The sequence below is a fragment of the Tenacibaculum sp. IMCC1 genome (assembly GCF_054906355.1).
In genome coordinates this window covers 2042080-2060852 of sequence record NZ_CM142818.1, presented here as the reverse complement: position 1 = coordinate 2060852, position 18773 = coordinate 2042080, and the positions used below count along the sequence as shown (strand labels likewise).

At 32.1% G+C, this 18773-nt stretch carries 15 protein-coding genes and 1 tRNA gene; 12 read left to right on the top strand and 4 right to left on the bottom strand.

All coding sequences use genetic code 11. The features are described 5' to 3' along the window. Nucleotides 1-45 precede the first annotated feature (45 nt). The 9 genes from hppD (at nucleotide 46) to ACXIHB_RS09615 (ending at nucleotide 11514) form a co-directional block, all read left to right on the top strand. Nucleotides 46-1206, top strand: coding sequence for a 4-hydroxyphenylpyruvate dioxygenase (gene hppD / locus ACXIHB_RS09655; RefSeq protein WP_047787932.1), 1161 nt, complete (start codon nucleotides 46-48; stop codon nucleotides 1204-1206). Nucleotides 1207-1302: 96 nt separating this feature from the next. Continuing rightward, nucleotides 1303-2220, top strand: coding sequence for a tryptophan 2,3-dioxygenase family protein (locus tag ACXIHB_RS09650; RefSeq protein ID WP_047787931.1), 918 nt, complete (start codon nucleotides 1303-1305; stop codon nucleotides 2218-2220). 102 nt (nucleotides 2221-2322) lie between these two features. Further along, the gene (locus ACXIHB_RS09645; RefSeq protein WP_073182275.1) at nucleotides 2323-3099 is read left to right on the top strand and encodes a DUF3108 domain-containing protein; all 777 of its coding nucleotides are present in this window, start codon (nucleotides 2323-2325) and stop codon (nucleotides 3097-3099) included. Between the two features lie 94 nt (nucleotides 3100-3193). Beyond that, nucleotides 3194-4474 (top strand): peptidoglycan DD-metalloendopeptidase family protein, encoded by a 1281-nt coding sequence (locus ACXIHB_RS09640; protein ID WP_349264735.1) that lies wholly within the window; start codon nucleotides 3194-3196, stop codon nucleotides 4472-4474. Nucleotides 4475-4476: 2 nt separating this feature from the next. Beyond that, on the top strand, nucleotides 4477-6048 hold the full coding sequence (gene pgi / locus ACXIHB_RS09635; RefSeq protein ID WP_462098135.1) for a glucose-6-phosphate isomerase: 1572 nt from the start codon (nucleotides 4477-4479) through the stop codon (nucleotides 6046-6048). Between the two features lie 216 nt (nucleotides 6049-6264). Beyond that, complete coding sequence (locus ACXIHB_RS09630; RefSeq protein ID WP_349264733.1) at nucleotides 6265-9102, top strand: TonB-dependent receptor; 2838 nt, start codon at nucleotides 6265-6267, stop codon at nucleotides 9100-9102. Nucleotides 9103-9203: 101 nt separating this feature from the next. After that, entirely contained in the window at nucleotides 9204-9626 is a 423-nt protein-coding gene (locus ACXIHB_RS09625) for a hypothetical protein (RefSeq protein WP_047787926.1), read from the top strand. A gap of 141 nt (nucleotides 9627-9767) precedes the next feature. Next, the gene (locus ACXIHB_RS09620) at nucleotides 9768-10496 is read left to right on the top strand and encodes a lysophospholipid acyltransferase family protein (protein WP_462098134.1); all 729 of its coding nucleotides are present in this window, start codon (nucleotides 9768-9770) and stop codon (nucleotides 10494-10496) included. Between the two features lie 37 nt (nucleotides 10497-10533). Further along, complete coding sequence (locus tag ACXIHB_RS09615; protein ID WP_462098133.1) at nucleotides 10534-11514, top strand: acyl-ACP desaturase; 981 nt, start codon at nucleotides 10534-10536, stop codon at nucleotides 11512-11514. 32 nt (nucleotides 11515-11546) lie between these two features. Here the strand turns inward: ACXIHB_RS09615 and ACXIHB_RS09610 are convergent, their stop codons facing one another. Further along, nucleotides 11547-12332 carry an amidohydrolase gene (locus ACXIHB_RS09610; RefSeq protein WP_462098132.1) on the bottom strand — a complete coding sequence of 262 codons (786 nt, stop codon included), beginning with the start codon at nucleotides 12330-12332 and terminating at the stop codon, nucleotides 11547-11549. A 68-nt stretch (nucleotides 12333-12400) separates the two neighbouring features. Between ACXIHB_RS09610 and ACXIHB_RS09605 the strand changes: the two genes are divergently transcribed. Beyond that, a complete protein-coding gene (locus ACXIHB_RS09605) occupies nucleotides 12401-15157 on the top strand; it encodes a PD-(D/E)XK nuclease family protein (RefSeq protein ID WP_462098131.1) in 2757 nt (918 codons plus the stop codon). Here the strand turns inward: ACXIHB_RS09605 and ACXIHB_RS09600 are convergent. From ACXIHB_RS09600 to ACXIHB_RS09590, 3 genes are all read right to left on the bottom strand, one after another. After that, a complete protein-coding gene (locus ACXIHB_RS09600) occupies nucleotides 15154-15687 on the bottom strand; it encodes a GNAT family N-acetyltransferase (protein ID WP_462098130.1) in 534 nt (177 codons plus the stop codon). The two genes, ACXIHB_RS09605 and ACXIHB_RS09600, sit on opposite strands and share 4 nt — an antisense overlap. Nucleotides 15688-15701: 14 nt before the next feature. Continuing rightward, nucleotides 15702-15775: transfer RNA gene (locus ACXIHB_RS09595), tRNA-Ala, on the bottom strand. A gap of 59 nt (nucleotides 15776-15834) precedes the next feature. Continuing rightward, the gene (locus ACXIHB_RS09590) at nucleotides 15835-16257 is read right to left on the bottom strand and encodes a molybdenum cofactor biosynthesis protein MoaE (RefSeq protein ID WP_239178224.1); all 423 of its coding nucleotides are present in this window, start codon (nucleotides 16255-16257) and stop codon (nucleotides 15835-15837) included. A gap of 112 nt (nucleotides 16258-16369) precedes the next feature. Between ACXIHB_RS09590 and ACXIHB_RS09585 the strand changes: the two genes are divergently transcribed. Together ACXIHB_RS09585 and ACXIHB_RS09580 are read left to right on the top strand one after the other, a co-directional pair. Further along, on the top strand, nucleotides 16370-17557 hold the full coding sequence (locus ACXIHB_RS09585; protein WP_047787919.1) for a phosphoglycerate kinase: 1188 nt from the start codon (nucleotides 16370-16372) through the stop codon (nucleotides 17555-17557). A gap of 126 nt (nucleotides 17558-17683) precedes the next feature. Continuing rightward, the gene (locus ACXIHB_RS09580; protein WP_349264728.1) at nucleotides 17684-18724 is read left to right on the top strand and encodes an NADP(H)-dependent aldo-keto reductase; all 1041 of its coding nucleotides are present in this window, start codon (nucleotides 17684-17686) and stop codon (nucleotides 18722-18724) included. The last annotated feature ends 49 nt before the right edge of the window (nucleotides 18725-18773 follow it).

Genomic DNA, 18773 nt, shown 5'->3' with positions numbered 1-18773 from the left:
CAATTTTCAAATTAACTAATTATCAAATTTTCAAAATAGAGAAAAATGTCAAAAGAAATAAAATCAGTAAACTACGGTTTAGAAAAAATATTTGAAGGAGCGCAAGACTTCTTACCACTTTTAGGAACAGATTATGTAGAGTTTTATGTTGGTAATGCAAAGCAAGCAGCACACTTTTATAAAACGGCTTTCGGTTTTCAATCATATGCTTATAAAGGGTTAGAAACAGGGTCTACAGAAGAAGTAAGTTATGTTATTAAGCAAGACAAAATTAAGCTGGTTTTAACAACACCATTAAATAGTAAATCTCCAATTAATGATCATATTGTAAAACATGGTGATGGAGTTAAAGTGGTAGCGCTTTGGGTAGAAGATGCAAGAAAAGCGTACGAAGAAACAACTTCACGTGGTGCAAAATCGTACATGGAGCCTACTGTAGAAAAAGATGAGCACGGAGAAGTTGTAAGAGCAGGGATTTATACGTATGGAGAAACAGTCCATATGTTTGTTGAGCGTAAAAACTATAACGGAACATTTTTACCAGGTTTCCAAAAATGGGAATCAGATTATAATCCACCAGCAGCAGGATTAAAATATATCGACCACATGGTAGGTAATGTTGGTTGGAATCAAATGGATGTTTGGGTAAAATGGTATGAAGATGTAATGGGGTTTGAAAACTTTTTATCATTTGATGATAAGCAAATTCATACAGAATATTCAGCGTTAATGAGTAAAGTAATGTCTAACGGAAATGGAAGAATTAAATTTCCAATAAATGAACCAGCTGAAGGAAAAAAACGTTCTCAAATTGAAGAGTATTTAGATTTTTATGAAGGAGCAGGAGTACAACACATTGCGGTTGCTACTGATGATATTATAAAAACAGTAAGCCAATTAAGGTCTCAAGGAGTAGAGTTCTTATCAACACCACCAGAAGAATATTATAAAGCAGTTCCAGGAAGATTAGAAGAATTTAGTCACGAGCTAAGAGAAGATATTGAAAAGCTAAAATCTTTAGGAATTATGATTGATGCTGATGAAGAAGGATATTTATTGCAAATTTTTACAAAGCCAGTAGAAGATCGTCCAACTTTATTCTTTGAAATTATTCAAAGAATGGGAGCCCGTGGTTTTGGAGCTGGAAACTTTAAAGCATTGTTCGAATCAATTGAAAGAGAACAACAATTAAGAGGAACTTTATAGACTAAGATAGATAATAGAAAAAAGAGAAAAGAAAATAGATAGTTAGACTGTCTGTTTTCTCTTTTCTCTTTTCTTTTTTCTCAAAAAAACAAGAAAATGAGTAAAGAAGAAATATTAAAGGCAATAGAAGAAAAATACGATAAGTTAGGAGTTCCTGTAGAAGCAATGCTAGAAGGACTGCTATGGAGTGAGCCAATAACTTATTGGGATTACATACAAACAGATGCACTTTTAGGATTGCAAATTCCTAGAACTACGTTACCAGATGAAATGGTTTTTATCATGTATCATCAAGTAAATGAACTGTTGTTTAAAATGATTTTGTGGGAAATTGACCAAGTAGCAAAAGCAGAAGAAATTACACCAGATAAATTCTCAAAGCATTTAATGCGCATAAGTCGTTATTTTGATATGTTATGTAGTTCTTTTACAGTTATGGGTGATGGAATGGATGTAGACCAATACTTAAAATTCAGAAACACATTAACACCAGCAAGTGGTTTTCAAAGTGCACAATATCGTAAGATTGAATTTGCGTCTACCGATCTTATTAATTTGATAGATGCTCGTTATCGAGATACAATTGATAGAAATTCATCATTTAAAAATGCCTATGATCATTTATATTGGCAAGCAGCAGGTAAAAATTATACAACGGGTCAAAAAACAACATTATTAAATTTGTTTGAGAAAAAGTATATGGGTGAATTTATAGATTTTATGGAAGATTATAATGACTGTAACCTTTCAAAAAAATTCAAACAATTACCTGAAGAAGTTCAAGCAAATGAAGAACTAATAAAAGCAATGCGTCACTACGATTATACAGTAAATGTAAAATGGGTAATGGCTCATTACAATGCAGCAGGAAAATATTTAGGAGGAACTGATGGGGATTTGGAAGCCACAGGAGGAAGTAATTGGAGAAAGTATTTACATCCAAAGTACCAAAGAAGAATTTTCTTTCCATACTTATGGAGCGAAGAAGAATTAAAAAATTGGGGAACTTTTTAAATTCTAGTAACAAGAAGATAAAAGAAGCATAATGTTCTGTTAAACAGTTTTTTTAATTTTTGGAATGGTAATTGTCTATCAATTTTCATAAGTTTGAACATTATGAGAAAAAGAATATTGTTTTTTACATTTTTAATCGTTGCACAAAGTTTTTTTGCACAAAGTCAACCAAAAGCATACAAAAGCGGAGAGTGGCTTCGGTTTGATATGAGTTATAGTGGTTTTTTAAAAGCAGGAACAGCTGTTTTACAACTAAAAGAGAAGAACCTAAATAACCAAAAAGTACTACATGCTATAGGAACAGGTAAAACAACTGGTGTTATTAGTTGGTTCTTTAAAGTTGATGATAGATATGAAAGTTACTTTGGAATTGACAAAGTTGAGCCCTACTTATTCAAAAGAAAAATAGATGAGGGCGGACATAAAAAAAATCGACATATAACCTTCAATCACAAGAAAAAAACAGCGTACGTACAGGATTTCCGTAAACAAAAAGATACGTTAATTTCTATTAAGTCTCCTCAAGATATGATTTCTACGTTCTATTTTTTAAGAAGTCAGAATACAAAAAAATTAAGAAAAGGAGATGAAATTAAGCTTGATATGTTCTTTGATAATAAAAGTTATCCTTTTAAATTACGTTTTTTAGGCTATGAAACATTAAAAACAAAATTTGGTAAGGTTAAAACACAAAAATTTAGACCATTAGTACAAGCAGGTAGAGTTTTCAAAGCTAAAGAAAGTGTTACCATTTGGATTTCAGCAGATGATAATAAAATTCCAATAAAAATGAAAGCCTCTTTAGCCGTAGGTTCTTTACGTGCAGAATTAGATGCTTATAAAGGATTAGCAAATCCTTTTGAAATAATTGTTGATTAAAAAAATATAAGCTGTTTAAGAATTGTTAAAGTGAGAGAAAAAATACTATTTATTTGTACTTTTGCGCATAAACCCAAATTTAAAGCAGCTTTTTTTGAAAAAAATCATTTTTACATTTATTCTTTTATGTCTGTTCTTTTCGTGTAAAAAAGAAAAGAAAGTAGTCGTGCAAGAGCCCGTTAAAATAGAAAAACCTAAACCTGTTATAGCTTACGGGTTTAATTTAGATAACTATAAGGTTATTAACGATACTATAAATAATGGAGAAAGCTTTGGTGTTATTATGGATAGACATCACGTAATGTACCCTAAAATTAATGAGATAGCTACTAAAATTAAAGATACTTTTGATGTAAGGAGAATACGATCTGGAAAGGCGTACACAATTTTAGCTTCAAAAGATAGTTTAGATCAGGCTCAAGTTTTTATTTACAAACATAATAAAGTAGAAGCTACAGTTATAGATTTTAAAGACTCAATAATCTCTGCATATAAACATAGAAAAAAGATAAAAACCGTAGAAAAAGAAATAGCTGGTGAAATTTACTCTAATTTATCTGTAACAATGGATAGCCTACAATTAAAGCCAACGCTAACAAATACTGTAGCAGATATTTATGCTTGGACCTTAGATTTTTATCGTTTGCAAAAAGGAGATACATTTAAGTTGATATATGAAGAAAAGTTTATTAACGATACTACCTTTGTTGGCTATGGTAAAGTCAAAGCAGCTATTTTTAAACATAACGGAGAAGATTTGTATGCTTACAGATATGTAGCCGATTCAATAAAAAAAATTCCAGAGTATTACGATCAGGAAGGAAATATGTTACGAAGAGCATTTTTAAAATCACCAATTAAATTCCAATATCGAATTTCTTCAAGATACAATTTAAGAAGACGAATTAAGTTATATGGTAATAGAGTAAGACCACATAAAGGAACTGATTTCGCAGCTAGGTATGGAACTCCAATTATGACTACAGCAAGTGGTACTGTTGTAGAATCAGCAAGAAGAGGAGGAAATGGTAATTATGTGAAAGTAAAACATAATAGTACCTATACAACACAATACTTACACATGAAAAGACGTAATGTTAGAGTAGGAGACTATGTGAAGCAAGGAGATATTATTGGTTGGGTTGGTATGACAGGGAATACAAGTGGTCCGCATGTTTGTTATCGTTTTTGGAAAAATGGACGTCAAGTAGATCCATTCCGTGAAAAATTACCTTCAGCAGAACCTTTAGACCCCAAAATAAAACCAACGTATTTAGAGTATATAAAACCATTAAAAAGACAATTAGACAGTATAAAATTACCACAACCAGAACCGCTTTCATTTAAAGAAAAAGAAATTTTAGCTACACATTAATTATGCCATTACAGAATATAAACCCTACAGAAACTAAAGCTTGGGAGAGGTTAACAAAACATTTTAATGAGGCGAAAAGTTATGAGTTAAAGGAACTGTTTCGTAAAAATAAAAACAGAAAAGATGAATTTTCTATTTTGTTAGATGAATTAAGTGTTGATTATTCTAAAAACAGAATAACTCAAGAAACAATCGACTTATTAATTTCTTTAGCAGAAGAAGTCGAATTAAAAGAAGCTATAGAAAAATATTTTTCAGGAGACAAAATTAATGCTACGGAAAACAGAGCAGTATTGCATACAGCTTTAAGAAGTAGTACAGACCTACCCGTTTTTGTAGGAGGAAAAGATGTAAAGCCTAAAATTAAAACAGCTTTACGAAAAATGAAAGCTTTTAGTAATAAAGTTATTTCAGGAAAATGGAAAGGCTATACAGGGAAGTCAATAACAGATGTTGTTAATATAGGTATTGGAGGATCTGACTTAGGTCCAAAAATGGTTACAGAAGCATTACAGTTTTACAAGAATAAACTGAACATACATTTTGTGTCAAACATTGATGGAGACCATGTCTCAGAAATTCTTAAAAAAATAAACCCAGAAACAACACTTTTTATAATAGTTTCCAAAAGTTTTACAACACAGGAAACAATTAATAATGCTAATACAATAAGAGATTGGTTTTTAAAACATGCAACTGTTTTTGATGTTTCTAAACATTTCGTTGCAGTCTCTTGTAATACTGAAGCTGTTGATAGTTTTGGAATTGATAAAAAAAATATATTTCCAATGTGGGATTGGGTTGGCGGACGCTTTTCTCTCTGGTCAACCGTAGGTTTATCAATCTCTCTGTCTATAGGGTTTGAAAATTTTAAAGAATTATTAAAAGGAGCCGAAAAAATGGATGACCATTTTAAAACAGCTGACTTTAATAAAAATATACCAGTTGTTTTAGCTCTTTTAAGTATTTGGTATAATAATTTCTTCGATTCTGAAACCGAAATGGTATTGCCTTATAGTGAATATTTAGAAAAGCTTCCACCATATTTACAACAAGCGGTGATGGAAAGTAATGGTAAAGATGTTGATAGAAACGGAAATAAAGTTGATTATCAAACAGGAACAATTGTTTGGGGAGGAACAGGTGTAAATTCTCAACATGCCTTTATGCAATTATTACATCATGGAACTAAGTTAATACCTGTTGACTTTATAGGGTTTAAAGAACCGTTACATAATCTAGAGGATCATCATGAAAAATTGCTCGCAAATTATTTTGCGCAACAAGAAGCTTTAGCTTTTGGAAGAACAAAAGAAGAGGCTCATTTAGATTTAAAAATTAATAATCAATTAAGTCAAATAAATAAGCTCTTACCATATAAGGTATTTAAAGGTAACCATCCTAGTAATTCAATAGTTTTAAAAAAACTAACACCTTATTCTTTAGGGATGCTCTTAGCTACATATGAACACAAAATTTTTACTCAGGGAGTTATATGGAATATATTTTCATACGATCAATTTGGTGTAGAACTAGGAAAAGAACTAGCTCAAAAAAAACTTACAAACGATTAAACTCTAATCAATCGTATCTCTTTTACATTTTTTAACTTATATGTAGATTTTATTAACAATGCCAAGGGGGGTAAAACGCTGTAATTAAATGTTTTAAATCATTTTTTGTATATTGTGGTGTCTTAAATTCTTGTTAAAACTTAACATTAAGTTAATATTAGCACTAATGAAAAGCAGGATATTTGCACCTGCATTTAATAACAATTAGATTAAAAAATGAAAACATTTAAAAATGTATTACTTGTAGCTTTGTTCTTTGTAACAGCTACGGTTTTAGGTCAAACAAAAATTACTGGTACAGTAGTTGACGAAATGGGGGAACCATTACCAGGAGCTAACGTTGTAGTAAAAGGGACTACTAACGGATCAGCGACTGACTTTGATGGAAAATTTATACTAAACGCTAGTTCTAATTCAGGGGCAGTAGTAGTATCGTTTGTTGGATATACCAACAAAGAAGTGTCTTTTTCTGGGGCTTCTGATTTGGGAACAATTGCTTTAGAACCATCTAATGTACTAGGAGAGGTTATTATCACAGGAGTTATTGATATTGCTAAAGATAGAAGCACACCAGTTGCTGTGTCTACTATTAAAGCAGAAGAAATTCAAGAAAAATTAGGATCTAAGGAGTTTCCTGAAATTTTAAACACTACACCTTCTGTTTATGCAACAAAGCAAGGTGGAGGTTTTGGTGATTCAAGAATCAATATTCGTGGTTTCGATCAAAGAAACACAGCTGTTATGATTAATGGTATGCCTGTTAACGATATGGAAAACGGATGGGTGTATTGGTCTAACTGGGCAGGTTTATCAGATGTAACTTCTGCAATGCAAGTACAAAGAGGTTTGGGTTCTTCTAAATTAGCTATTTCTTCTGTTGGTGGTACTATAAACGTATTAACTAGTTCTGCTGATAAGAAAGAGGGAGGTAGAGTTTATGCTAGTGTAGGTAATGATAATTATTTAAAAACAACTGTCTCTTACAATACAGGTTTATTAGAAAACGGTATGTCAGTTTCAGCTTTATTTGGTAGAACAAATGGAGACGGTTATGTTAATGGTACTGAATTCGAAGGATATAGTTATTATTTGGCATTTGGATACAGACCAAATGATAATCATAATTTACAATTAACAATTACAGGTGCACCACAAAGACATAACCAAAGAGGTTTTGCACCAAGTATAGCTACTTATATTCAATATGGTAGTAATGGAGAACCAAACAGAAGATACAATTCTGATTGGGGGTATAGAAAAGGGAAAGAAGATACTTTTAGCGGAAACTTCTATCACAAACCAGTAGCATCATTAAACTGGGACTGGAACATAAATGATAACTCTAAGTTATCTACGGTTTTATATGCATCTCTAGGACGTGGAGGATCAGTTGGTTCGTTAGGACGTATTAATGGAGGTCAGTCTTATTCAGATGATCTTAAAGATGAAAATGGATTAATTCGTTTTGATGATATTGTAGCTTGGAACTCTGGACAATCAGTTCCTGATTTTGGAGCAGATAGAGAAGCGTATACTGGAAACGTAGGGGGACCTGCTTCAATACAAGGTCAGTTTATTAATGGTAACCAAAGTTACTCTCCCCACAGAAGTTTAATCTCAGGGTACGATAGCAACTGGAGATATAGTGCTGAGAATGGAATTACACAAAGATCTTCAATGAATTCACACAACTGGTTTGGAATTATTTCTAACTTTAATACAGAATTAAACGAGAACTTAACGCTTGATTTTGGAGTTGATTTGAGAACTTATAAAGGAATTCACTATAGAAGATTAGTTGATTTAATGGGAGCTGATGCTTATATCGATAATGATAATATTAATAATTTAGGTAACGTAGTAACAAAAACGTATGAACCTTCTATCTCTAATATTTTAAATGTGTTTTCTAATATAGATGATGAAGTAAAAGTAGATTATTACAATGATGGTAAAGTAAACTGGATGGGTGGATTTACTCAGTTAGAGTATAAGAATGATGATATTTCTGCATTTATTCAGGCAGCTGTTTCTCGTCAAGGATTCAAAAGAATTGATTATTTTAACTATTTAGATTCTGACCCAGAGCAAGAATCTGATTGGCAAAATTTATGGGGTGGAAACGTGAAAGGTGGTCTTAACTGGAATATTAATGAAGAGCATAACATATTTGGTAATGCTGGTTTCTATTCTAAGCAACCGTTATTTGATGCTGTATTCCCTAACTACAATGATAATAACGTTAACGAAGGATTAACCAATGAGAAAATTTTAGGATTAGAAATTGGCTATGGTTTCCGTCATGAAAATTATAGTGTTAACTTAAACTTATATAGAACATCTTGGAAAGATAGATTCTTAAGAGCATCTGCTACTTTTAATAGAGGTCAAGCGAATGAGGTAAGAGGTACTGCTAACTTAGAAGGCGTTGAACAAGTTCACCAAGGTGTTGAGTTGGATGCTACTGCAAAATTTGGAAATTTAACAGTAAGCTTAATGGGGTCTATAGCTAATTATGAATATGGTGCGGATGTAACTGCTACGTATTTTGATGAATCAAACAACCCTGTTTTAGTTAATGGTCAAGAACAAACACAAACTTTATACTTAGATGGTAAAAAAGTCGGTGATGCACCTCAAACTACTTTCAGATTAGGATTTGATTATAAAGTTACAGAAGGTTTAAGATTTGATATTAGTAGCTTTTATGTAGGAAGTTTATATGGTGGAGGAATTGATCCAGAATCTTTCGGAGCAAGCTCAACTGATTCACCATCAGATATTTTAGAGGCTAAAAATAGAAAAACTATTCAGTTACCAGGTTATGCATTAATAGATACTGGATTATCGTATAAGTATAGTTTTAAAAATAATAGCTCTATTGGATTAAGATTAAATGTTAGTAACTTAACTGACGAATTATACATGTCAGAATCTGATACGAATATCGAAGCTAAGCCTGGAGATGATACTTATAGAGGAATCAATACAAGTAACAGAGTATACTTCGGATTAGGAAGAACTTGGAATATAGGTGTAAACTATACATTCTAATTACTAAATCTACACAAAACTCAAAAACCACCTCAAAAGAGGTGGTTTTTTTATGCAGAAAATTCAGTACTTTTACAAGTACAAAAAATTAACAAATCATGATGAAAAATTTGCACTCTTATTGGGCGTATATTGTATTAGCAGTTTTAATATTTACGGTGGTAAATGCTATTATAGGCTTAGTACAAAAAAAAGAATTTACCCATAAAGAGTTCCGTTTAGGTTTATTTACTCTAATCACTACTCATATTCAATTATTAATAGGCTTAGGATGGTATTTTATGTCTCCTTGGTATCAAGCATTAAAAGCTAATGGAGGAGAGGTGATGAAAGAACCAGCAGCAAGATTATTGGCAATTGAACACCCATTAACTATGATTATTGCTATAGTGTTAATTACGATAGGATGGTCTAAACATAAAAAACAAGTAAAAAGCGAAGCCAAGTTTAAAACCTTTGCTATCTTTTACGGATTAGCGTTGTTATTAATTCTCTCAAGAATTCCTTGGAATAATTGGTTTTAAGATAAAATTATAGTCCCGCTTCCGCGGGATTTTCTATTTTTGCGCATCAGTAAAGTTTTAATAATGAAATCGGTATGATTTGATAACGATTTTATCTATTAAATTAATAGAACTAAGCAAACAAAAAAATAACTATATAAAATGAAGGTTTTAAGTTATATACTCTCATCAATCTTTGCATTGGTGTTTTTTTCTTTATTATTAATTTTTCACCCATTACAATGGTTAGGGTTAAAACTCTTTGGTCAAGAAGGACACCAAAATGTAGTAAATATTATGAATTGGTTCCTGATAAAGTCGTTATTGATTTTAGGAATTCGAGTTCAATTTGAAAATAAACACAAGTTACCAGAAAATACTACCTTAATTTTTGTAGCAAATCATCAAAGTACATTTGATATTCCGCCAATAATTTGGTACCTTAGAAAACACTACCCAAAATTTGTATCAAAAAAAGAGCTAGGGAAAGGAATTCCCAGTATCTCTTTCAATTTAAAATATGGAGGAGCTGCTTTAATTGAAAGGAAAGATCCTAAGCAAGCCTTATCTGAATTAGGTAAGTTCGCCAAACGAATTAATAAAAATAAATGGTCTGCCGCGATTTTTCCGGAAGGAACGAGAAGTAGAACAGGAAAACCAAAGGTATTCTCTGTAAACGGGCTTAAAATGATAGCTAAATACAATCCACAAGCTTATATCGTTCCGTTATCAATAAATAATTCGTGGAAAGTATTTAAATACGGAAAATTTCCATTAGGAATAGGAAGTCCTATAAAGATCCAGACTCACGAACCTATAAAAGTAGATAGCTTACCGTTTGATGAGTTAATTACCAAAGTGGAAGCAACAGTTAAATCTGGAATACACTAAAAACAAACAACAATAAATATAACCCTTAAATTTTATTATGTCATTACAAAACATACGAAAGGAAGTAATGCAAACGCTGGAAAAAAATATAGACAGTTTTGTAGACAAATTCTTAATGCCAATTGAAAAAATTTGGCAACCAACCGATTTTTTACCTAATTCTCAAAAAGATTCTTTTATCGATGAAGTAAAAGAAATTCAAGAAATTTCAAAGGAGCTTGACGATGATTTTTGGGTGGTTTTAGTAGGTGACACAATCACTGAAGAAGCTTTACCAACCTATGAATCATGGTTGTTAGATTTAGATGGAGTAACACAACAACCAGACAATGGTTGGGCAAAATGGATTCGTGCTTGGACAGCTGAAGAAAATCGTCATGGAGATGTGTTAAATAAGTATTTATATCTTTCAGGAAGAGTAAATATGCGTGAGGTAGAAGTATCTACACAGCATTTAATTGCTGATGGATTTGATATCGGTACAGCAACAGATCCGTATAAAAACTTTGTCTACACTAGTTTTCAAGAGCTAGCAACGTATATTTCGCACTTAAATGTAGCAAAAATAGCGAAAAAGAAAGGGCACAAAGCTTTGGCAAAAATGTCTCGAATTATTGCGGGAGATGAAATGCGTCATCACCTAGCGTATACAGAGTTTGTAAAGGAAATCTTCAAGATTGACCCAAGTGAAATGATGTTGGCATTTCAACACATGATGAAACACAAAATAGTTATGCCTGCAATGCATTTAAGAGAATCATTTGGGGAGAAAGGAAGTCTGTTTGACGATTTTTCAACCGTTGCGCAACGAATAGGTGTATACACCGGCTTTGACTATGTTGACATTCTTAAAAAGTTGAATGAAACTTGGGAAATTGATAAAATCACCAATTTAACTCCAGAAGCAGAAAAAGCACGTGATTTCTTAATGAAATTACCAGACAGAATGTACCGAATCACAGAACGTATCGTAGTACCTGATACAAAGTTCAATTTTAAATGGATGATTCCTGCATAAAAATAAAAAAAGCAACCAATTAGGTTGCTTTTTTATTGTAATATAAACCTGTCTCTATCATCCAAAAAACGAAATCGTTCACGTGTTTTTGTTTGTGCTTCTTTATCTAACTCAACAAATAATATTTCTTCGATTCCTTGATTGTTTTTAACCAAACAGTTTCCTAGAGTATTATAGCAAACTGTATTTCCAGTATACTCATAGTTGTTAGCATCAACACCTACTCTATTTACACCAATGGTATAAGTCATATTTTCTATTGCACGTGCTTTTAATAAAGCATCCCATGCTTCAATACGCGGTTTAGGCCAACTTGCCACATAGAGTAATAAATCATAATTTTCTGTATTTCTTGCCCAAATAGGAAAACGTAAATCATAACAAATTAACGGACAAATTTTCCATCCTTTATACTCAACTATAACTCTTTCAGTTCCTGCAGAAAATACTTTATGTTCACCTGCTAATGTAAAAGTATGTTTTTTATCATATGAATCAATTTCCCTCGAAGGGTACACAAATAATAAACGATTGTAAAAAGTAGAGTTTTCATTAATAACAATACTTCCAGTAATAGCAACATTCTTTTTTTGTGCTAAATTTTGCAACCATTGCACTGTTTCGCCTTCCATAGTTTCAGCAACAGCTGAAGCATTCATAGTGAAACCAGTAGTAAACATTTCAGGTAAGATAATTAAGTCGATACCTTCAGTTAAATTGTTGATTTTTTCCTCAAATTGTTTTCTGTTTGCTATTGGATTTTCCCAAACCAAATCCGATTGAATCAAAGCTACTTTTAAAGTATTCGTTGTGTTCATAATCATATATTGTCTGTACTATCAAAAGTAGGATAAAAATTGTACTTTGCTTACAAGAAAACCAAGGTATGCAGTCTTTTATCTCAGAAACGTTAGATGTTATTTTACAAAACACCAAATCGTTTGAAAATGTTGTGTTTATATTGCCTTCACAAAGGGCAGGAGTTTTTGTAAAAGAAACGTTTAAAAAGAAAATTTCGGCAGGTTTTTTACCAGAGATTATCAATATTGGTGATTTTGTTGAAGAAATTTCAGAAATGAAAAAGGTAGACTCCGTCCAGCTCCTTTTTCATTTTTATACAATTTATAAAAAACAAGAAGAAACCCCAGATTCTTTTGATGTGTTTTCATCATGGGCATTTACGGTGTTGCAAGATTTTAATGAGATTGATCAGCATTTGATTAACACACGAGAAATATTTGTGTATTTGCGAGACATTCATCGCTTACGAAAATGGTCAGTAAAGGGAGAGTTTCAAGAAACTGAATTAATGAAAGATCATTTTGCTTTCATGGAAAAGTTGAATAAATATTACGATGCTTTTTATCAGTTTTTACTTGAAAATAATATCGGATACCAAGGGGTTTTATATAGAGAATCAACTAAAAAAGTAGCGAATTTCATCCATAGAAATCAACAGAAAAAATACTTTTTTATCGGATTCAATGCATTAAATGCAGCGGAAGAATTCTTGTTTGAACAATTTTTGTTGAATGGAAATGCAGAAGCTTATTGGGATATTGACAAAACGTTTTACGAAAGTCAACACCAAGCAGGAAGCTTTTTAAGGAAGTACAAAACTCGATGGAAGTATTATCAGCAGCACCCAATTCAAACGATTAAAGAATATTTTTCTGAAAAGAAACATATTGAGGTTATCGGAGCTTCAAAAAACATCACGCAGATAAAATATGCAGGAGAGATTTTAGCTAAACTTCCTAATTACAACAATACAGCATTGGTTTTGGCAGATGAAACTTTGTTGCCAATTACCTTAAATTCATTACCCGCAACTGTAAATGCAGTTAACATTACAATGGGATACCCTTTAAAAGATGTGCCTACTACAAGTTTAGTATTTGCTATTTTCCACCTATTTATAAATCAAGAAAAGTTAGAAAAGAAGAAAGAAAATCTTTTTTATCATAAAGATGTAATTCGATTAGTAAAAGATACCACCATTTATCGATTATTACAGATTGATGAGCAAACTAATATAGCCGATACACTTTCAGAAGCGATTGCTAAAGAAAACAATACGTTTGTTGGTCAAGAAGAGGTTGTAACATTTTTGTCTGTTGTAAGTGAAGAAATAAAGAAAACTATAACGACAATTTTTAATCCGTTAGTATCAATTAGTGAGTTTTTAAACAGAATTATAGAGTTAATTAACTTGTTGAAGGAAAATACTAACGAGTTAGAAAAAGAGTACTTATTCCGATTTTATACTGCATTTACTCAGTTACAAAACTTGCATAATGAGTTTGGTTATGTACAAGATTTAAAAACTTTACATCAGTTTTTTAGACAACTAATACAATCGGAAAGTTTATCATTTCAAGGAGAACCTTTACAAGGGTTGCAGTTAATGGGAGTATTAGAAACACGTGTATTAGATTTTGAAAATGTTATTATAACTTCTGTGAATGAAGGAGTTTTGCCTGCCAATCAGCAACAAAACACGTTTATTCCTTTTGATGTAAAGATTGAATTTGGGTTGCCAACCTACAGAGAAAAAGATGCTCTATTCTCCTACCATTTTTTCCGATTGTTACAACGTGCTAAAAACATTTACATTTTGTACAATACAGAGCATGATGTATTTGGAAGCGGAGAAAAAAGTCGTTTTGTAACGCAGTTAGAAATGATGCGAGACGATATTACCGAAAAAATAGTGAGTCCTAAAGTAGTAACATCGCCTGTTCAATTAAAAGAAATTCAGAAGGATGAAAAAGTTCTTGAACGCTTACAAGAATTAGCTCAAAAAGGGATTTCTCCATCAGCATTAACCAATTATTTGTACAATCCGATTGCCTTTTACAAACAGAAAATTTTAAAAATTAATGAACTAGACGACGTTGAAGAAACAGTTGCTGCAAATACGATGGGAACTGTTGTGCATGATATCTTAGAAGAATTATATAAACCCTTTGAAGGAAAATATTTGCAATTAGGAGATGTTGAAAATATGCAGAAGAAAACCAAAGAACTCGTAACTTTTTATTTTTCAAAACATTTTAAAAACGGAGATTTAACTACAGGAAAGAATCGATTAATTTTTGAAGTTGCAAATCGTTTTGTAGAGAATTTTTTACTAAAGGAAAAACAATTGCTGAAAGATGAGAATAACCAACTAAAAATAATTGCTACTGAGCAGGAATTGTCTTCAGAAATAAAGGTTGAAGGAATTGATTTTCCAATAAAAATAAAAGGAATTGTCGATCGAATTGATGAACTCAACGGTGTTACTAGAATTATTGATTATAAAACAGGAATGGTTGATAGCACGAACTTAAAAGTACTCGACTTTGAAGTGATACGCGATTTAAAATACCACAAAGCCATTCAGGTAATGTTATATGCGTTTTTATATACTCAACACACACAATTTAATTTTGAGAAACGATTGGCAGCAGGAATTATCTCCTTCAAAAACTTAAAAAGTGGCTTTTTACAGATGAATTTCTCATCTAATTATCGAAAACCTGATAACGCTATTACAGAAGAAAGATTAGAAGAATTCATGACTGAAATAAAAAATCTCTTAACTGAGTTATATGATCCAGCAGTCAATTTTGTTGAACCTGCTGATTTACCGTATTAGATACCTAAATAAATAATCTCCCAATTATGATTGTTACTTCTGTAGGTTTTTAAAGTTCTAAAACCAATTGCTTTATGCGCATTCATAGATCGAGTGTTTTTCTTATCAATTTCAGTAATAATACAATCGTATAATCCAGAGAATTCTTCTTTCATTTTAGTATATAAACCTCTAAAAATTCCCTTTCCTCGGTAATGCTTGTCTATACAAACTTGCCCCATTAAAACATATGATTTTGTGCCTTTTGAAGTCATGTCAATTTTATTAAACATAGGAATGAGAATTGGAATATCATTCCTGAAAACTTTAGACATTGATAAAGCATAACCAATAACTAGCTCTCCACTTTTTGCAATAATATGCGGATGTACATCATTCATTTTTTGCAGTAACTCCAAATCATGATGAACGGTAACAAAACCTTGTTCTTTTTTATCTATTTCTGATAAATTACCAGGCAAGTTCTGTTGTTGCAACTTCAATATTTGAAGCAATTCTGTTTGATTAGAAGCTGTGGTAAACTCAAACATAATTTTAAAAATAGTGGAGCATATCGGAGTCGAACCGATGACCTTTTGACTGCTAGTCAAACGCTCTAGCCAACTGAGCTAATGCCCCAATAAAGATTGTTATGCATTTACATTATTAGAAATGACTTATTACCAAATATAGTGTTTTTAAGGGTGCGCATTCACCCAAACTTCACCATCTTCAAAAAATTCTTTTTTCCAAATAGGAACTGCTTCTTTTAAGGTATCTATAGCATATTGGCAAGCTTCAAAAGCCGCTTTTCTATGTGGAGAAGAAACAGTAATAATTACAGGAACATCACCAATCGTTAACAAGCCTTCCGCATGGTGAATAGCAATTTTTGTTACACTAAACTTTCCCAAAACTGCATCCGCAATTTTTTGCATTTCCTTAATTGCCATGGGCTTGTAGGTAGAAAAATCTAGTTGAGTTACTTTTTTGTTTTGTGTAGCATTTCTTACAGTACCTACAAAAACAGCGATTCCACCACAAGAAGGATCAGCTACAAAATCGTAACATTCTTGTAAATTAAGTTTTTCAGAAGTTATTTTTATAGATGTTGTGTTCATATTAATAAGCATGTAAGTTTAACAAAGATATAAGATTGAAAGCTCAAAAAGAATAGAAACCAATCAGATTTAAATAATTATTTTTGTTTGCTGAAACAGAACACAACTTAAAATGAAAACATTGAACGATTTCAATTTCGAAAATAAAAAAGCATTAATTCGCGTAGATTTTAATGTGCCTTTAAACGATAGTTTTGAAGTAACAGACGATACAAGAATCCAAGCAGCAAAACCAACGATTATTAAAATACTAGAAGATGGTGGTAGCTGTGTGTTAATGTCGCATTTAGGACGTCCAAAAGGAAAAGAAGATCAATTTTCGTTACGTCATATTGTTAGCAAGGTAACAGAAGTGTTAGGTGTACAAGTGAAGTTTGTTGATGATTGTATTGGTTCAGTAGTTGAAGAAGCAGTAACTAATTTAAAAAGCGGAGAAGTTTTATTGTTAGAAAACTTACGTTTTTATACAGAAGAAAAAGCGGGAGATGTTGCTTTTGCTGAACAATTAGCCAAATGGGGAGATGCGTATGTAAATGATGCTTTTGGTACAGCACACAGAGCACATGCATCTACTGCGATTATCGCACAATTTTTTCCAGAAAATAAATGCTTCGGAAATTTATTAGCAACTGAGATTGAAAGCATCGATAAGGTATTAAACAATTCAGAGAAACCAGTGACCGCTATTTTAGGAGGGGCGAAAGTGTCGTCTAAAATTGGTGTGATTGAAAATATTATTGAAAAAGTAGATCACATTATTGTTGGTGGTGGTATGACGTTTACGTTTATCAAAGCTTTAGGAGGTAAGATAGGAAACTCATTAGTTGAAGAGGATAAATTAGAGTTAGCATTAGAAATTTTAGCGAAAGCAAAAGAGAATAATACAGAAATCCATTTACCAGTAGATGCTGTTATTGCAGATGCTTTTTCAAACGATGCGAATACGCAAGTAGTAGATACAAACGAAATTCCTGATGGATGGATGGGATTAGATTGTGGATCTAAAACTGTTGAAAAGTTTGCTGAAGTTATCGCAAAATCAAAAACAATTTTATGGAATGGTCCTTTAGGAGTTTTTGAAATGGAAAAGTTTGCACAAGGAACCATTGGTTTAGGACATGCTATTGAAGAAGCAACTAAAAATGGAGCGTTCTCACTTGTAGGTGGTGGAGATTCGGTTGCTGCGGTAAAACAATTCGGATTTGCTGATAAAGTGAGTTATGTATCTACAGGTGGAGGAGCAATGTTAGAAATGCTAGAAGGACAAACCTTACCAGGAATTGAAGCTATTTTAAAATAATTCGTCATTTCGAGTGGTAGCGAGAAATCTCATAAAGGAGTAACTTTTTAAATTAAAGATTTCTCAATTGTACCTCTTTCGAAATGATCATTGGTTTACAGTAAATCTTTAATAATTACAGAATAAATGAAATACACAACACTACCCAATACCGATGTAAAAGTTTCTAAAATTTGTTTAGGAACAATGACATGGGGTCGACAGAATACTGAAGCAGAAGGTCATGAACAAATGGATTACGCCTTAGAGAAAGGGGTAAACTTTTTTGATACCGCAGAATTGTATTCTGTACCAGCAACACCAGAAACATACGGAGCAACAGAAAAAATTATTGGTTCTTGGTTTAAGAAAACAGGAAACAGAGAAAAAGTAGTGTTAGCGTCTAAAATTGCTGGAGGAGGCGATTATACAGCTCATATTAGAACAGGTGGCTTTAATAGAAAAAATATATCAGAAGCTATAGAAGGTAGCTTGAAACGGTTACAAACAGATTACATCGATTTATATCAATTGCATTGGCCAGATCGTGGAGTAAACTGTTTTGGAGTACGTGATTATCCGTATAAAACTTCTGCAGAAGAAGCTGAAAAGCATTTAGAGATTTTAGAAACTTTGAATGACTTCGTAAAACAAGGAAAGATAAAACATGTAGGTTTGTCTAACGAAACTCCTTGGGGAACGATGAAATATCTGCAAACAGCAGAACAGCATGGTTTACCAAGAATGGTTACGATTCAAAACTCGTACTCGTTAATTCATAGAGGATATGAAGTGGGAATGTCTGAGGTTTCTATGAGAGAAAATATTGGCTTACTGGCTTACTCTCCTTTAGCACAAGGAGTATTAACAGGAAAATATATTGATGGAAAAACTCCAGAGGGAGCGAGAGGAACCTTATTTCCAAGGTTTATCGCTAGATATAAAAATGAAGGTTCAGAAAAAGCGGTTTTAGAGTATCAAAAAATAGCAAATAAACACGGGTTAACATTAACAGAGTTGTCGTTAGCATACATCAATCAGTTACCATTTGTAACGAGTAATATTATTGGAGCTACAAAAATGAGTCAGCTAAAAGAGAATATCAATTCTATTAATATTGAACTGTCTGAAGATATTTTAGCAGAGATTGAAGCGGTGCATACAATGATTCCTAATCCAGCTCCATAGTTGGGCAAAAGAAATAAAATAGAAAGTCAATATAAATTTTATATTGACT

Excerpts from the sequence above, each read along its gene's own strand:
- ACXIHB_RS09590 (WP_239178224.1), bottom strand. The coding sequence starts at position 16,257 with ATGAACACAACATCTATAAAAATAACTTCTGAAAAACTTAATTTACAA.
- ACXIHB_RS09645 (WP_073182275.1), top strand. The coding sequence starts at position 2,323 with ATGAGAAAAAGAATATTGTTTTTTACATTTTTAATCGTTGCACAAAGT.
- ACXIHB_RS09650 (WP_047787931.1), top strand. The coding sequence starts at position 1,303 with ATGAGTAAAGAAGAAATATTAAAGGCAATAGAAGAAAAATACGATAAG.
- ACXIHB_RS09585 (WP_047787919.1), top strand. The coding sequence starts at position 16,370 with ATGAAAACATTGAACGATTTCAATTTCGAAAATAAAAAAGCATTAATT.
- ACXIHB_RS09605 (WP_462098131.1), top strand. The coding sequence starts at position 12,401 with ATGCAGTCTTTTATCTCAGAAACGTTAGATGTTATTTTACAAAACACC.
- pgi (WP_462098135.1), top strand. The coding sequence starts at position 4,477 with ATGCCATTACAGAATATAAACCCTACAGAAACTAAAGCTTGGGAGAGG.
- ACXIHB_RS09580 (WP_349264728.1), top strand. The coding sequence starts at position 17,684 with ATGAAATACACAACACTACCCAATACCGATGTAAAAGTTTCTAAAATT.
- ACXIHB_RS09615 (WP_462098133.1), top strand. The coding sequence starts at position 10,534 with ATGTCATTACAAAACATACGAAAGGAAGTAATGCAAACGCTGGAAAAA.
- ACXIHB_RS09625 (WP_047787926.1), top strand. The coding sequence starts at position 9,204 with ATGAAAAATTTGCACTCTTATTGGGCGTATATTGTATTAGCAGTTTTA.
- ACXIHB_RS09620 (WP_462098134.1), top strand. The coding sequence starts at position 9,768 with ATGAAGGTTTTAAGTTATATACTCTCATCAATCTTTGCATTGGTGTTT.
- hppD (WP_047787932.1), top strand. The coding sequence starts at position 46 with ATGTCAAAAGAAATAAAATCAGTAAACTACGGTTTAGAAAAAATATTT.
- ACXIHB_RS09630 (WP_349264733.1), top strand. The coding sequence starts at position 6,265 with ATGAAAACATTTAAAAATGTATTACTTGTAGCTTTGTTCTTTGTAACA.
- ACXIHB_RS09610 (WP_462098132.1), bottom strand. The coding sequence starts at position 12,332 with ATGAACACAACGAATACTTTAAAAGTAGCTTTGATTCAATCGGATTTG.
- ACXIHB_RS09600 (WP_462098130.1), bottom strand. The coding sequence starts at position 15,687 with ATGTTTGAGTTTACCACAGCTTCTAATCAAACAGAATTGCTTCAAATA.